At 60.1% G+C, this 14,908-nt stretch carries 14 protein-coding genes and 3 pseudogenes; 8 read left to right on the forward strand and 9 right to left on the reverse strand.

Annotated elements, in window-relative coordinates; translation table 11 throughout:
* Positions 1–453: 453 nt before the first annotated feature.
* From BBTA_RS23275 to BBTA_RS40225, 3 genes are all read right to left on the reverse strand, one after another.
* A complete protein-coding gene (locus BBTA_RS23275; protein ID WP_049795508.1) occupies positions 454–804 on the reverse strand; it encodes a transposase in 351 nt (116 codons plus the stop codon).
* Positions 805–889: 85 nt separating this feature from the next.
* On the reverse strand, positions 890–2,059 hold the full coding sequence (gene grrM, locus BBTA_RS23280) for a cyclophane-forming radical SAM/SPASM peptide maturase GrrM/OscB (protein WP_148221492.1): 1,170 nt from the start codon (positions 2,057–2,059) through the stop codon (positions 890–892).
* The gene (locus tag BBTA_RS40225; protein WP_012044965.1) at positions 2,040–2,339 is read right to left on the reverse strand and encodes a hypothetical protein; all 300 of its coding nucleotides are present in this window, start codon (positions 2,337–2,339) and stop codon (positions 2,040–2,042) included. Before BBTA_RS40225 ends, grrM begins: the two co-directional genes overlap by 20 nt.
* 447 nt (positions 2,340–2,786) lie before the next feature.
* On the opposite strand from BBTA_RS40225, the pseudogene BBTA_RS41860 reads away from it, so the two are divergent.
* A pseudogene (locus tag BBTA_RS41860) lies at positions 2,787–3,002 on the forward strand (IS21 family transposase); the annotation flags it as partial.
* Between the two features lie 62 nt (positions 3,003–3,064).
* Here BBTA_RS41860 and BBTA_RS23285 read toward each other — a convergent pair.
* Entirely contained in the window at positions 3,065–3,955 is an 891-nt protein-coding gene (locus BBTA_RS23285; protein ID WP_148221493.1) for an IS3 family transposase, read from the reverse strand.
* Positions 3,956–3,990: 35 nt separating this feature from the next.
* On the opposite strand from BBTA_RS23285, the gene BBTA_RS41865 reads away from it, so the two are divergent.
* The 4 genes from BBTA_RS41865 to BBTA_RS23300 all read left to right on the forward strand — a co-directional run bounded on the left by BBTA_RS41865 (position 3,991) and on the right by BBTA_RS23300 (position 6,699).
* A complete protein-coding gene (locus tag BBTA_RS41865; RefSeq protein WP_083780697.1) occupies positions 3,991–4,386 on the forward strand; it encodes a transposase in 396 nt (131 codons plus the stop codon).
* Positions 4,383–4,730 (forward strand): IS66 family insertion sequence element accessory protein TnpB, encoded by a 348-nt coding sequence (gene tnpB, locus BBTA_RS23290; RefSeq protein WP_041750840.1) that lies wholly within the window; start codon positions 4,383–4,385, stop codon positions 4,728–4,730. The genes BBTA_RS41865 and tnpB (BBTA_RS23290) overlap by 4 nt, the downstream gene beginning before the upstream one ends.
* A gap of 71 nt (positions 4,731–4,801) precedes the next feature.
* The gene (locus BBTA_RS23295; protein WP_012044968.1) at positions 4,802–6,451 is read left to right on the forward strand and encodes an IS66 family transposase; all 1,650 of its coding nucleotides are present in this window, start codon (positions 4,802–4,804) and stop codon (positions 6,449–6,451) included.
* Positions 6,448–6,699 (forward strand): hypothetical protein, encoded by a 252-nt coding sequence (locus BBTA_RS23300; protein ID WP_012044969.1) that lies wholly within the window; start codon positions 6,448–6,450, stop codon positions 6,697–6,699. Before BBTA_RS23295 ends, BBTA_RS23300 begins: the two co-directional genes overlap by 4 nt.
* Positions 6,700–6,756: 57 nt before the next feature.
* On the opposite strand, the gene BBTA_RS23305 is transcribed toward BBTA_RS23300, so the two are convergent.
* Complete coding sequence (locus BBTA_RS23305) at positions 6,757–7,158, reverse strand: helix-turn-helix domain-containing protein (RefSeq protein ID WP_012044970.1); 402 nt, start codon at positions 7,156–7,158, stop codon at positions 6,757–6,759.
* 55 nt (positions 7,159–7,213) lie between these two features.
* Here BBTA_RS23305 and BBTA_RS41870 point away from each other — a divergent pair.
* A pseudogene (locus BBTA_RS41870) lies at positions 7,214–7,368 on the forward strand (IS21 family transposase); the annotation flags it as partial.
* 434 nt (positions 7,369–7,802) lie between these two features.
* On the opposite strand, the gene BBTA_RS40230 reads toward BBTA_RS41870, so the two are convergent.
* Positions 7,803–8,495 (reverse strand): hypothetical protein, encoded by a 693-nt coding sequence (locus BBTA_RS40230; protein ID WP_148221494.1) that lies wholly within the window; start codon positions 8,493–8,495, stop codon positions 7,803–7,805.
* An 820-nt stretch (positions 8,496–9,315) separates the two neighbouring features.
* Between BBTA_RS40230 and BBTA_RS40235 the strand changes: the two genes are divergently transcribed.
* Complete coding sequence (locus BBTA_RS40235; RefSeq protein ID WP_012044972.1) at positions 9,316–10,059, forward strand: hypothetical protein; 744 nt, start codon at positions 9,316–9,318, stop codon at positions 10,057–10,059.
* Positions 10,060–10,381: 322 nt separating this feature from the next.
* Here BBTA_RS40235 and BBTA_RS23310 read toward each other — a convergent pair whose 3' ends face one another.
* The 3 genes and pseudogenes from BBTA_RS23310 to BBTA_RS23320 all read right to left on the reverse strand — a co-directional run bounded on the left by BBTA_RS23310 (position 10,382) and on the right by BBTA_RS23320 (position 12,766).
* The gene (locus BBTA_RS23310; RefSeq protein ID WP_012044973.1) at positions 10,382–11,989 is read right to left on the reverse strand and encodes an IS66 family transposase; all 1,608 of its coding nucleotides are present in this window, start codon (positions 11,987–11,989) and stop codon (positions 10,382–10,384) included.
* Between the two features lie 59 nt (positions 11,990–12,048).
* Positions 12,049–12,398: pseudogene (gene tnpB, locus BBTA_RS23315) on the reverse strand (IS66 family insertion sequence element accessory protein TnpB).
* Positions 12,395–12,766, reverse strand: a complete 372-nt coding sequence (locus BBTA_RS23320; RefSeq protein ID WP_041750841.1) for a transposase — start codon at positions 12,764–12,766, stop codon at positions 12,395–12,397. Before BBTA_RS23320 ends, tnpB (BBTA_RS23315) begins: the two are co-directional and overlap by 4 nt.
* A gap of 594 nt (positions 12,767–13,360) precedes the next feature.
* Between BBTA_RS23320 and BBTA_RS23325 the strand changes: the two genes are divergently transcribed.
* A complete protein-coding gene (locus BBTA_RS23325) occupies positions 13,361–14,839 on the forward strand; it encodes an acyltransferase (RefSeq protein ID WP_244424085.1) in 1,479 nt (492 codons plus the stop codon).
* The last annotated feature ends 69 nt before the right edge of the window (positions 14,840–14,908 follow it).

A 14,908-nucleotide genomic window follows, 5' to 3' on the forward strand; every position in this document is an offset into this window, starting at 1 on the left:
CTTATGCTTATCGTCGACGACGCTCTGGACGTTGTAGCCTGCGATCGTCTGGTCGCCCTCGCTCAGCAGTCGCGCATCGGGATCGGTCTTTGAGACCTGTCCCTGTCGCCCTTGTCCAGGTTCTCCAGATCGGACTGTGCGCGTTCACGCCTGGGCATCAGCTCCTTGATCTTGTCCCCGACATCGCCGCCATCCTTGTTGCCATCCTTGCCGTCGCCCGGCTGCTTGGCTTCCGCCGCGTCGTTGGTGTCGAGAGACTTGCCGTACGCCTCGATCTCCTCATCGAGCTTGGCGACCTGTTTGGTGAGCTTCCCGCGCGTGAAGATGCTGTCCTTACCGGCGTTTGCCGTGGAACAGAGAGCCGTCGACCGCGACCAAGGTCCCGCCGATCAGCCCGATCTCCTGCGGCAACAGGACGAAGCTACGGTTCGCCGCCTTCAAGGCAGCCCAGTTCTACTTCCGGAAGTTCGCAATCGTTCGATAGCCGGGCTTGAGGCTCCTCAACAGCCAGATCAGCTCCAGATTGCGGCCGGCTTCACGCTCGAGCCGGCGCGACGATCTGATCCGGTTCAGATAACCATAGAGATAAAGCTTCAGCAGGTCCGCCGGATCGTACGGCGGCTGCCCGACACCCGATCCTCCCCGCTTGGCGTTGCGGAAGCCAAGCTTGGCCAGATCGAGAGCGTTGACGTAGCTGTCAATCGCGCGAACCGGATTGTCCGGCCCCACATAATCCTCAATCCGAGGCGGCAGCAGGCTCTCTTGATCACGGCTCTCGCCGCTCTTGAACGGACGATTCATCATGCTCCAAATCATACCGGGAACACTGAGTTCTTGCCCAGCCTCGATGCGCCAACCAGCGCCGGCTATCCACGCTCTATCGCGCCACTCAGGCCCCAATACGCTCGTCCGACATCCGCCGATCCAGATGGGCGAGCGATACGTCGGCGACGACCTGATGGACCAGCTTGCAGGCAAGGGTTTCCGTAGCCACGAAGCTCCCGCACTCCGACATCTTGTTGACGGGCGACCCACCGAGGCAAATGTCGAAATATCGGCAGCTCTGATGGCACAGCGCGATCCCCTCCCAGATGTCGTCGAGCATGCGGCGAAATACCGGATTGGCGAGCACGTCACCCAGACGCGCTTGCGGCAACCGGCCCACAACATAGTTGCCGTAGTCCTGATGCAGCAAGCCGGCCAATTCCGGCGAGAAGGTGAAAAGCTCACCGCCGGTCGCGACAGTCAGCATGGCGAAGGGCATGTTCTGGGAATTGGCGTTCAAGCGGCCAAAGGCCGGGTGCTTGAGCATTGCAAGCATGTTTCGGTACTCGCGGATGCGCAGCGGCGGACTCGCGCTGTCGGCAGCTTCCAGCACGCCTTCGAAAAACGCCCGAAAATCCTCGATCGAGCCGGGGCGTGCCAGGCTTGACGCCGTGTTGGCGCCTTCCACTTCCTCGATATTGAAGCCCAGATCCGTGACGCCTTCTTCATTGAAGAAAGCAATGAGTTCGCGCGCATGCGGCAAGGTTGCATTGGTGACGACGCAGATAGCGTGGCTTGGCACGCCGCGCTCCCTGAGCTTCCGCAGCCCACGCAGCGCCGCAGCATGTGTCCCCTTACCGGAGCGGGTGCGGCGACGTGCATCGTGCAAGAACGCAGGACCATCGATGCTGACACCGACTCGAACGCCGTGCGCGAGAAACAGGTCGCACCAATCGTCATTGATCAGCATCCCATTCGTCTGGATGGCATGAGGAACGGCCTTGTTCGCCGGTGCCGCCGCTCCAATCCTCGCAAACGCTTCACGATACCACGACGGTGGAACGACCAAGGGTTCGCCGGCATGCCACACTACGGTGAAATCGCTCGCGTCCAGCCCTCCCTGGAACACGAAATCTGCCGCCGCAGCGACGATATCGTGGCTCATGATCCGCGGGTCGGTTCGGTTAGGAAGGTAGCAATAGTCGCAATCGACGTTGCAAAACGCCGTCGGCTGCATGATCAGCAGCCGGGTGGCGCCCCTCAGACAACCGCTCTCAATAGTTGGTCCAGCCATTGAACCAGTTTGGAAAATTTGGGAAATTTGAGAAGTTGGGGAAATTTGGAAAGTTTGGGAAGTTCGGGAAGTTCGGGAAGTTCGGAAATTGCGCAAGGTGCGTTGAGCCATCTGTCTGCGGCAACGCCCTGTCTCCGATGGAATTAAGATAGCGCGCTCGAATTGCATCGAGCCGCTCAATTACGGGAGAGGTTTCGGAAATATCGGCGACGGCCGTGCCAGCATCACCAGATATCGCGGCGAGCGCCATCAAAAGAGAGAGGCTGGGTGCGCGTGTCACTTCCTTGATTCCATTGCGTTTAAAGCCGTACTAGAGCCCAACAGCAGTCTCAAGTATAGCGAATTGTTCCATCTAAGGTAGGGAAAATCTACGGGGGTTGCGCAACACTCAGAGGACACACCTTGTTACCGCCACCTGGTTCCTGGGGACGCTCTAGCTGGGCAGTCGCCCACCGTGGAGCTTGCACTCTGGTGCGTAGGGTATGAAAACTTCTTTCCTTCGCTTCCCTAAACCTTCCTCCAATTTCTCGGTGCGTGTCACGGCTTACGACTCAGCGCAATCCCAGGTGCCGAGAAACACAAATCTTGCGGTCGGCATGTCTAGCCGGCCGCGGTCAAGCGGCGTGCGAATTTGACCCCCTAAGCCGGGGATCGGCGTCCAAAATTGCCCCCCGATTATTGGCCGTAGCAGGCTGCCCGCTTCGGGTTGAAGCGGGTGGTCAGGGGGATGCTGCTTGTGGAGACGATTGCGTGGATCAGGCGCGAGCACTTCGTCAATGGCAAGACGATCAAGGAGATTGCGCGGGACCTCAAGGTCTCGCGGAACACTGTCCGCAAGGTGCTGCGGTCGGGCGAGACATGATTCGAGTACGAGCGGGTGGTGCAGCCGCGGCCAAAGCTTGGGGAATGGACGAACGAAATCGAGCCATTATTGTCGGTCAACGTGACAAAGGTGGACTGCACCCCTCAAGTGAGACACGATAATCTCAGTGACAGTGGGTGAAGTCATCGCATCGTGTTTTGCTTGAACGCGGCTTCGAACTCGAGGGGAGATCGATAGCCGAGGGCCGAATGCAAGCGCTCCTTATTGTAGATCTCGGCGATGAAGCTGTTGATCCGGCGCCGGGCGTCGTTGACGTCGGCAAAGCTCTTGCCGTTGATCTCCTCGGCCTTGAGCGTTTTCATGAAGCTTTCGGCCTTGGCGTTGTCGAACGGGTTGCCGGGACTGCTCATGCTGATCTTGATGTCGCGCTTGGCCAGCCGCTCCCGATAGGCAATCGAGGAGTACTGTACGCCACGGTCTGAGTGGTGGATCAGGCTGCCGGGCTTGGGGTTCCGAGATTGAAGCGCTTTGTCGAGCGCAGCGATCGCGAGTGAGGCGTCGAGGGTGTCGTCGAAGGCCCAGCCAACTGCTTTGCGGGAAAAGCCATCGAGAATGACGGCGAGATAGGCGAAGGTCTTGGCGAGATGGACGTAGGTGATGTCCGCCACCCAGATCTGATCCGGAGCCGACGGCGCGAGGCCGCGGATCAGGTTGGGAATGACGATCACGCCTGTCGGCCTCTCGGTCGGCGGCTTCAGGAACGGCGTCTTGCGCTGCGCGAGAAGATTGTCCTGACGCATGAAACGCAGGACTTTCTTGGCATTGACGACCATCCCTAGGCGCCGAAGCGCGGCTGTCACCCGCCGATAGCCGTAGAACGGATGCTTGAGGCAGATGCGCTGGATCTGATCGCGCAACTCGCACTCGGCCTCAGCACGGCTGCGTCTGCTGAGATGCCGGTAATAGGTCGCCCGCGCCAGGCCTGCCAACGCGCAAAGTCGCTGCACGTGAGCGTGAGAGTGTATCCCCCCGGCGGCGGCCGCCTTGTGTAGTTTGATTGGCGGGCCGAGGATTTGACCTTAAGTCTAGCTTTAAGGTCACCTGGCGAATGCAGGTCAATGTGTTGGGCGCCGAGCGTCGGCGGCGATGGAGTTACGACGAGAAGGTTCGCCTTGTCGAAGAAACCTTGCAGGCTGGCGAGACGGTCTGCGGCGTCGCGCGCCGGCATGGGGTGGCTCACAGCCTGCTGTTCACTTGGCGTCGACAGGCGCGCCAGGGTCGACTGGGCGGAGATTCTGTGCCAGCTCTCGTTCCCGTCGAGATCACACCGATGGCGGCTCCGACTTCGAGCGACGCGCCACAACGAGTATCTTCACCGCCTGCGCAGCGTGCAAGGGCTGGAATCATCGAGATCGAGCTTGGCGGCGGCTGTCGCGTTCGCGTTGACCGTGACGTGGACGTTGAGGCGCTGCAGCGAATTCTTGAGCTGCTGCGGCGACGATGATCCCGATTCCGAGCGGCGTCAGGGTTTGGATCGCCACTGGCCACACCGACATGCGTCGCGGCATGCAAAGCCTGGCTCTTACGGTTCAGGAGACCTTGAAGCGCGATCCCCATGCCGGCGATCTCTACATCTTCCGGGGCCGCCGCGGTGACCTCGTCAAGATTCTTTGGCACGATGGGCTGGGCATGTCGCTCTACGCCAAGCGCCTCGACCGTGGGAAGTTCATCTGGCCCTCAGCGTCGGACGGCGCGGTATCGATCTCGGCGGCGCAAATGGCTTACATGCTCGAGGGCATCGACTGGAGGAATCCCCAACTAAGCTGGCGGCCGCAGAGCGCTGGCTGATTCAGGAAAATCTGCGGCTGCCGGCATTTTGAGGAGTCCCAACGCATTCAATCTATGATTCACTGCGTCGCATGAATGCTGATCGCGACGCTGTTCCGGATGACGTTGGCGCCCTGAAGGAGGCGCTGGCAGTCGAGCGCGCGAAGGGTTTGGAGATCGCCGCTGAACTCGCGGTCGCCCGCGCGAAAGCGTCGGAAGACGAAGCGCTGATCGCCCAGCAGCAGTTGCAGATCGCCAAGCTGAAACATCAGATCTATGGGCCACGGTCGGAACGTTCGGCGCGGCTGATCGAGCAGTTGGCGCTGACGTTCGAAGAGCTGGAAGCCGACGCCACCGAGGACGAGCTGGCGGCGGAACGGGCCGTGGCGAAGACGACGACAGTGCGTGGATTTACACGCAAGCGCCCCGAGCGTCAGACCTTCCCCGAGCATCTGCCACGGGAACGGGTGGTGATCGATCCGCCGGCAGCTTGTGAATGTTGCGGCAGCAATCGCCTTCGCAAGCTCGGCGAGGACGTGACGCGCACGCTGGAGGTAGTGCCGCGCCAGTGGAAGGTGATCGAGACGGTACGGGAGAAGTTCTCCTGCCGCGATTGCGAGAAGATCAGCCAGGCCCCGGCGCCGTTCCATGCCATCCCGCGGGGATGGGCCGGCCCGAGCCTCCTGGCCATGATCATGTTCGAGAAGTTCGGCCAGCATCAGCCCTTGAACCGCCAGGCCGAGCGGTATGCCCTGGAAGGGGTGCCGATCGCGCTATCAACCATGGCCGATGCCGTGGGGGCGGTCTGTACGTCGCTGGATCCCCTGCTGCGCCTGGTGGAAGCCCATGTTATGGCAGCCGAGCGCCTTCATGCCGACGATACGACGGTGCCGGTCCTGGCCAAGGGCAAGACCGACACGGGACGGTGCTGGATCTACGTTCGGGACGACCGGCCGTTTGGGGGCGCGGGTCCACCAGCAGCGATGTTCTACTACTCACGCGACCGCAAGGGCGAGCATCCGCAGGGGCATCTGGCCCGGTATGCCGGCATCCTGCAGGCCGACGCCTATGACGGCTACAACCAGCTCTATCTGGCCGGGCGCCAGCCCGGACCGATCCGGGAGGCTGCCTGCTGGTCACATGGAAGGCGCCCGTTCTTTGCCATGGCCGACATCGAAGAGAATGCGCGGCGCAAGGGCGCCGGAAAGAAGGAAATCCCGCTCTCTCCGATCGCGATCGAGGTCGTGCGGCGGATCGATGAGCTGTTCGAGATCGAACGTTCCATCAATGGCAGGAGCCCCGAAGGGCGTCTTCAGGTGCGACAGATGCTGAGCCGGCCTCTGGTGGAGGACCTTCAGGTCTACATGCGCGAACAGCTCGCCAAACTGTCCCGCGGTCACGACCTGGCCAAGGCGTTCAACTATATCCTGAAGCGATGGGCAAGCTTCACGCTGTTCCTGGACGATGGACGCGTGTGTCTCTCCAACAATGCCGCCGAACGAGGCTTGCGAGGCATTGCTCTTGGACGAAAATCCTGGCTGTTCTGCGGGTCTGATCGCGGAGGGCGACGTGCCGCAGCCATGTACAGCTTGATCGTCACGGCAAAAATGAACGGCATCGATCCGCAGGCGTGGCTTACGGATATCCTCGCTCGCATCGCCGCCCATCCGGCTCATCGGCTGGACGAGCTTCTGCCCTGGAATTGGACGCCAGCACCAACAATCTCTGCTCAAGCCGCATGACCATCCATGTTAACAAGGTCCATCACGTCACCACCATCACTCAGGTCGCGAAAGACCTCGGCGAAGATGAGGATTGGCTACGTGACGTCGCCAACGAAATGGAGATCGAGGACGGCGTCATCTGGGTCTATGGCGTCGGAGAAGACGGCGTCCAGGCGTTCACCAACTTCGGAATCGAAAACCTGATCGAACTCGTCCGGATGTACAAAGAAAGTCCGGGATTGCTTAAGCGCTGGCCGTCCGAATAATCCAACTCGCCTGCGGCCTACGCCGGACGCATACGTGAGAGTCGGCTGTCTCCGCGGTCATGCTTTTGATGACTTCGATGATGCGGATACGGGTTTGCCTTGCGCTGCCGGCCGCTCCAGTGCGCGCAAGGCTTGCCGAAAAAAATCGAGGTCCATCTGCTGACGGCCGACCAGTCGTTCGAGCTCAGCAATGCGGGGATTGGCCCGCGCCAGCGTGGACCGCTTGTCGTCATAGGTTGCCAGAGCTTTGAGCTTCCGGGGACCGGGCTTCGGCCCTGGCTTGCGGTTCAATCCGTCCGGCCCTTGCGCCTTCCAGGCCTTGATCCAGTCATGCAGGATCTTGCGCGATATCCCAAGGTCCCGAGCCACAGGCAGAACGCCTTCGCCTCGTTCGACACGCTTGATCGCCTTCAGCTTATAAGCCGTCGGAAACCGACGGGTCTTCCCTCTTGCTGCCACAGGTCATCCTCGGAATGCCTGTCACTGAGATTATCGTGTCTCACTTGAGGGGTGCAGTCCAAAGGCGTCACGCGAACAGCTGACGCTGATCCGGATATTCGAGGAGCTGCGGGCCAAGGCTATGACGGCAGCTACGACGCCGTCCGGCGCTACGCCAGGCGCTGGTCCAAAGCGGCAGTCTATTGCCCCAACCCGTTTCCCTCCGAGGAGGAAGCGAAGAAGCAGCTTGATCCTCTAATTGCATACCTTACCAAGGTTTCACTTTGTGGGCGCGCGGGTATTTGTGACGATGAGCTATCTTCCATTCTATACTGTACCGACGCAACAAACGTTAGAGCCGCAACATGGCGGGAAGGTAACTATCTGGTCGTGTCGCAGGAGGCGAGGGAATATACTACAGACGTAAGCCTATCATTTGAGGGTTGTCACGGTAAGGCTAAAGCGCCATTCACCTCCGAGGTACGCCGCGCCTCCCCCGCGGAAAAACGATGAGCTGCGGCGGAGATCTTTTTAGACCGCAGACCTATGTCTCGAGACGCTTGCCAAAGTCACCTTCGCGCCGCTGGCTATCAACTCTCCATCGGATTGTTGCTAGAAGCAGCCCTCCGCCAGTCTGACGAATTCCGTCCACTCTTTGAGACCGGCTACGGCCTACCCGCAGGAGGACCAGCACTTTGCCGTTGATATGCGATCAAGCCCAAGCTCAGCGCGCCTATTATAGCCATGACCCACGTAGACGCTTCAGGGATACCACTTTGCACCTCAAACGAGGTAAAATTTGAAGCGTATACGCGTGCAGAGCGATAGTCGGCATCCGTGGCCAGCGGCCCTATTCCGTAGCTGTAGATTGCATAATATACACCGTCGCCTGCTAAACCTGAAATCTCCTGATTGTAAAAGAGAAGATAAGGACTATCGACGCGCTTCTGCACTCCTGCTGAATGAAAATCGCTCGACAGAGATCCACTGTTGCCCAAAGGGCCAAAGAAGCCGATCAAACCTGGTGGGTTTAAGTTTCCCGATGCACCGGCAAGATATTGAGTGACACCATTGACCGAGAAGCTCGCGCTGAGCGCAGGCGATATTCCGCCGTAAACGCCACCTCCTGCAATGTAAGGCGCATTTGCCGACAGTGTAGACGTATCGAAGATGAATCTAGCGGTCGCAGTCATTCCGTCATATACGTTGTTGCCTCCAGTGCTACCGAATTCACCGGAGTAATCGAAACTATTCGTAACAATGCCGGTAAAGCTGACCGTTACGATAGACGCTTTGGCAGGCTGAGCGAGGAGACAGAGAGAGGCTATTGCGGCCGTAGCGGAATTTCGAATGCTCACCAAAAGCTCTCCCTGCTTGAGTCGCAGTGTCAAGAAAATCTAGCAGTTGTATCGCCAGCGTCAACAACCCAGGATAAGGCCCCCCCCTATCTATTGCCGAGTCAACCTTGGCGCTCGCCCGAGCGTCCAATAACTACGGAATTTGGCATCTATTCTAGGCGGCAAGTCATCCGCTTCCACGCGGACCTCCGCTAACAACCCCTCACAGCCGTACGGCGGGTCTGTCGAGGCCCGTGAGCGGCTTCTATTTTCCCGCCCATCAGCTGCCCCAGGTCCATCGGCCGCTCGGAACCACCTCTGTGCCGGCGCCAGGCTCTCGCCGCAAGGAGTCCAAATAGATAGCGAACATCACTCGATGTATCCTGTACTTTTCCAGACGCGCTGGGAGCACGGCGCTAACGCGGGCAACCTACGAAGATGGCATCCTTGCAATGCTCCTGGACAATCACTCTCAAACGCTGCCTACCCCTGCATCATCGACTTGGCTCGTCTAACTCTGCTCGTCATCCCGACATAACGAGCGCTTTTCACGTCTCTGTTCATCCAACAATAAGTGACAGCTGATCTCGTGTCGGTCCAGATATGCGACGGCCCGTACGTTGTATCCTGGTGTGAACGATGCTTCCGCGCGGCTACTTGGCGGTGTATTGGAGCATCGTCAGCCGGTCTCTTTCCAGCTCTCGTCTGATGGATCTTCCCAAGTCGATCGCAAAGTGATCTACAATCTTGGGTGGCCTTGCTTGTTGCACGGCATTATAGTTGTTTCAACCAATTCGAAATGCGACAATTCATTTAGGCGTCAATTGCGAGCAGACGACCAATGTCCGAACACACAGACGAGCTGGTCGCCAAATATACAGGCCAGCTTGCAAGCTACACTCGCTGGCTCACCTTTGCGACCTGGATGGCCGCACTTCTAAGCGCCATTGGTATCGGCATTTCAATCTGGATTGCCTACTCCACCAACGAACTCAAGATCGCAGCTGCGGAGCAACTTGGCGAGATGAGAAAATCCTCTGAGCAGGTTGAAAGGTCAATCAAAGCGGCGAACGATCAAGTCTCACAAATGAAAGCGTCAAATAGGCTAGCAGAACTCGGCCAAACGCGGCAGTTGCGTGCTTACATAACCCTGGATGACTATGACATTGTGGACTTCGCATCAAAGTCCATGAGAGTTAGGTTAATCGTCAAAAACGTCGGTCAGACACCCGCATATAGTGTGTGGACTAGGAGATGCGAAGATATTCTACCAGACGTATACGACGTCAAATCACCAACCTATTTTAGTACAACTTTGAAAGAGTGGTCACAAGAGTCAGCTCTTGGCTCGGGCGTGTCTCAGAGTACCATTCCCGATCGCGATAACTGTAAAGACAAATCGAAAGAGTACTCTTCACAAGACTTGAGAGATTTCCAACGGGGTACCAAAATATATGTGTTCTGGGGAGCAAGTTACTATCTCGATATCTTCTCAGAGCCGAGATATTTTCGATTCTGTAGATATTTAAAGAACGGCGATATCAAGACTTGGTATTCGTGCGATGATCACAACGACGCAAACTAGAGATTTCAGCTTGGCTACTTGTGTCTTTTTGTGATTAGCAGATCGGACGTCGCACCTGGATCAGATCGCCGAAATTGGCAGCGACCGTCCGCTTCGCGCTCAGAAAGCCGCCTCTTACCTCCTTTGCGCGAGGAAGATTGAGTATGGCATCTCCCCCCAACTAGAGGCGCTGCGAGCATGACAATCTGGTCTTTGATTCTCTTTTTCCATCAAGCATGATCAGGCATGTTGGGAAGTCTTACTGTTAATGGGACTAGCCGTACGCGTCCGGTGAAGACCACAGTCGGAGTAGCCCGCGCGGATGGACGATTGATCGGAGCGCTCAGGCAGCGGCAGGGATGGCGCTGTGCTTCCAGCTCCAGGGCAGCAGGTCTGCGATCCTGCTGGCCGCATGATCGGGCAGTCTGGCGAGCACGTCGGCGAGCCAGGCCTGCGGGTCGACGTTGTTGAGCCTGGCGGTCTGAATCAGGGTGTAGATGGCGGCGGCACGGCGGCCGCCCTCGTCGGAGCCGGCGAAGGTCCAGTTCTTGCGGCCGATGGCTACAGCACGCAGCTCGCGTTCGGCCGCATTGTTGGTCATGCACAGCCGGCCATCGTCGATGAAGCGCGTGAACACCTCCCAGCGCTTGAGGCTGTAGTCGATCGCCTTGGCGGTCTCGCTCTTGCCGGAGAGTTTGGCGCGGCGCTCGTGCAGGAATGTGTGAAGCTCATCGACCAGCGGACGGCTGCGCGCGTTGCGCACGGCTTCGCGCTCGTGCTGCGGTAGACCATTGATCTCGCGCTCGATCGCAAACAGGGCGTCGATCTTGGCGATCGCGTCGATCGCGATCGGCGCCTTCTTCAGCCGTGCGATCTCGAAGAACTTGCGCCGTGCATGCGCCCAGCAGCCGATCTCGATGACCGGACCAGGCTTGCGCGCCGCCTCGTAAAGGCGGTTGAAGCCGGCATAGGCATCCGCCTGCATGGGGCCGGCATAGGTCGCAAGATGCGCCTCTGGATGGGTGCCGGAGCGGTCGGGCGAGTAGAAGAACACGGCGGCCGGCGGCGCGTGGCCGGCGAAAGGACGATCGTCGCGGACATAGGTCCACACGCGCCCGGTGCGCGTCTTGCCCTTGGCCAGAACCGGCACTGTGGTGTCGTCGGCATGGATGCGCTCGGCAGCGAGGACATGCGCCTTGATCGCCTCGACCAGCGGCATCAAGGTCGCAGCCGCCGCGCCGACCCAGTCCGCGAGTGTGGAGACATCGAGCGCGATGCCCTCATGCGCATACGTCGTGCTCTGCCGGTTGAGCGGCAAATGCAGCCCGTATTTGGCGAACAGGATGTGCGCCAGCAGACGCGGTCCGGCACGTCCGCGTGAGATCGGATGGAATGGTGCCGGCGGCTGGCTGATCGCCTCGCAGGTGCGGCAGGAGAACTTTTCGCGCACGTGCTGGATCACCTTCCAATGCCGCGGCACGAGCTCCAGCATCTCGGTCACGTCCTCGCCGATCTTGCGCAGCCTGTCGCCGCCGCAACATGGACAATTGGCCGGCGCGGGATGAACGACGCGCTCCCGCGGCAGGTCCTCGGGCAGCGGCCGCCGCGCCGGACGCCGCCGCTCGAATGGCTGCACGTCTATCTTCGCAGCCTTGGCGCGTTCGGCTGCCAGATGCGCCTCTGCTTCGGCCTCCGATGCATCCTCCTCGAGGTCGGCGAGTTCGAGCTCGAGCTGATCGAGCACTGAGGCGCGCTCGGAGGATTGGCCGTGCTGTTCGTGCTTGAGCTTGGCGATCGTGAACTTCATCTGCTCGATCAGCAGCGTGCGGGCGCGGACTTCGGCTTCGAGATTGCGCGCCTTGGCTTCCGCCGCGAGCTGCGCCGCCTGGCCGGCGAGCACCAGCGCCTTCAGCGTCGCGACATCATCGGGGAGCGAATCGGCTGTGATCATCGTCAAGGATGGAATCACAGCTCCGCCCGGCACGCATCAGTGCCGTTACGTTCGAGCGCTCAACCAACAGCTTCCGGGCGCCACGTCCGCTGCGGATGCCGCCAGTCGATGCCTTCGAGCAGATAGCCGAGCTGGGCCGGCGTGATCGTCACCGCTCCGTCCACAGCCTGTGGCCAGATGAAGCGGCCGCGCTCCAGCCGCTTGGCGAACAGGCACATGCCCTGGCCGTCGTGCCACAGCACCTTGATCAGCCGCCGCTGCGGCCGCGGAACACGAACAGGTGGCCGCCATGCGGATCGCGCTTCAGGGTCTCCTGGACCAGCAGCGCCAGACCGTCGAAGCCCTTACGCATGTCGGTATGGCCGGTCGCGAGCCAGACCTGGGTGCCGGAGGGGATCGGGATCGTCATCGCGAGCCCGCCTGAAGCGCCGCGATCACCGCTGTCACCGTCGCGGCGTCCGCCGCGCCGCTGATCCGGATCTTGATCTCAATCCCGATCTCGACTTCGATCAGCCCCTGAGGCGGAGCTGCCGCTGCATGAAGATCGGGATTGGCTGCAATCGTCACAGCGGCGAAGCCGGGCACGGCAGTCTCCTTGCCGCACAGCTGCTGGCGCCAGCGAAACACCTGGCTGGAATGCACGCCGAACGCGCGCGCCACGCCCAGGATCGTCGCACCCGGCTGCAACGCTGCAGCGACGATGCGCTCCTTGTCAGTTCGCGACCAATGCCGCCGTCGCCGCTCCAACGTGATCACTTCCACTTCCGCTTTGGCCATAGGACTAGCTCCAGGACTAGTCCTACGGCTTCGCGAAGCCTCACTGCCGACGCAAGGCGGCCGTCACCGGGGGCTTACGACTAGCCGGAGATGTGGCAATTAGAACAGCGACTTGCCCTTCCGTGTGCAAATGGCGAGCGCGGTAACCGACGCCGTCGAGAACGTTCGGGGCCACGCATGCGCCCGTGGCTGGCCCAAGTCGTACGATCGATGATACCAGCGGAAGAGCAAGTGGCCACGCCCGCTGGCTGATCGCCTTCAGAAGATGTGGCTATCGGTGGCGACCGATCGAGTGACTAGGAGCAACAGCTCCCCTCCCCGCAATCCGCGCTTTGTTCGGCGCACCAGCCTTCGAGCAAGAAGCTTGTTGATAACTCCAAGACGGAACGACCTATCCCTTGGTTTGCCCCTCGAACAAAGCTCTTGCGAGATAGTATATATAGATTAATCGTTTAGCAGCTAAGTTCGAATCTCTCCGAGCGCGCCATCCGGTCCTCCTCTGCCGGCTCAATATCCGGCCCAGCCGGTCGCACGTGCCCCTTGGCTCGGCCAGGCGGTCTCTGCAGGGGGGTTGGAAAGCTCAGCGAGGCGGCTATGAACGCCCGCGTTGTCGAGACTGCCAATATCCGAACGGAATGCGTTTCGAGCCGATCGAAGCCCCACAATGGGCGCGAAACCTGGATTGAGGGCCGGCGTGCCGAAGACCATCCGTCCCGCGGTGGACAGCCGCCGCGCGTCGCCCCGGAGATCCGCGTGCGCCGAGCTTCGCGCCGCCGACAGAGATCCTGCGGCCACGTGAGATCTGGATTGCCTCCCGCCCCCGCGGTTCCTAGAACGAGACGAACAGATTTCCATCCTCTCGACGCAGCCGGATATTCCTCCAGCGTGAATGACCAGCGTTTCATCGGCTCGCTGACCGGCCTGCGCTTCGTCGCGGCCGCGACGGTCGTCGTCGGGCATGGTGCGCCATCATTGGCGCGTGGCGCGCTGCCGGAATTGATCGCCCAGGTCAGCAGCATCGGCATGACGATGTTCTTCGTGCTGAGCGGCTTCGTTCTCTGGCTCAATTATGCCAAGCGCTTCCAGTCACAATCGCTACGCTCCGCCTTGCGCGAATTCATGATTGCGCGACTCGCTCGGCTCTACCCGATGTACGTCGTTGTCGTTCTCAGCATCGTGACCTTTCTGATGATCGTCAGGGGCGTGTCCGCACCGTCCTTGGGATTCATTCTGACGATGACGCAAGCTTGGTTTCCCGTGCAGAACGGGACCATGCTGGTGGCGGTCGTTCCGCCGCTGCAGCACCTCTGGTCCATCAGCGTGGAGCTGTTTTTCTACCTCCTCTTCCCCTTCGTCTGCCTGCTGTTCTCCGGCGTCGACAAACTGAGGACGATGATTTGGATCGCCCTCGCGAACATTCTGCTGTTTGCCATGACCATCATTGCTTTCTTCACGTGGGGCGAGCGGGTGTTACAGGTCATAGCTCCGTCCCTCCAGCACGGCGGGATGCAGTGGCTCACTTATTACTCGCCGTTCCTGCACCTGTCGCAATTCGTCGCCGGGTGTCTTGCTGCCATGATCTATCAGAACCGAGCCGAAGCCGCGATCGGCAGTACAGAACGTTCCGGCGTTGCGATCATGTTCTATTCGGCGGCCGCGGGCCTCGCCTGTTCGCCTGTGCTGCTGTTCCTGGAGCCGCGCCTTCCGGGTTGGTCATTCTCGATCGAGCTTGCCGTGTGTCTCCTCGAGATCGTCGGATTTTCCGTCGTCTTCCTCGGGACCAGCCGCTATGGCCACGGTCGCTGGCTGTCATCCCGCGCCCTGGTGATCGGCGGGGAATGCAGCTATTCGATCTATCTGCTGCACCCGTTCCTGATCCGGCTCGCGATGCTCGGCAAGTCCGAAGATCCCGGCGCGTTGGAATTGATGCTTCGATTGGGGTTGTTCGTCGCCATTGCAACGGCCGTGGCATGGGTCACCTACGCGCTGATCGAGGCGCCATCGCGCTCATGGCTGCGCAAGGCGTTCCGCACCCGCCCGCCACGCGAGGTTCTCCATCCGAAGTCCGGCTAAGCTTGGACGACCGACTGGGGGGCGTGCGCCAGTGCCATGCTACCACCAGTTTAATCAGAACATTTTGCG

Source organism: Bradyrhizobium sp. BTAi1 (genome assembly GCF_000015165.1).
In the GTDB taxonomy this organism is placed as follows: domain Bacteria; phylum Pseudomonadota; class Alphaproteobacteria; order Rhizobiales; family Xanthobacteraceae; genus Bradyrhizobium; species Bradyrhizobium denitrificans.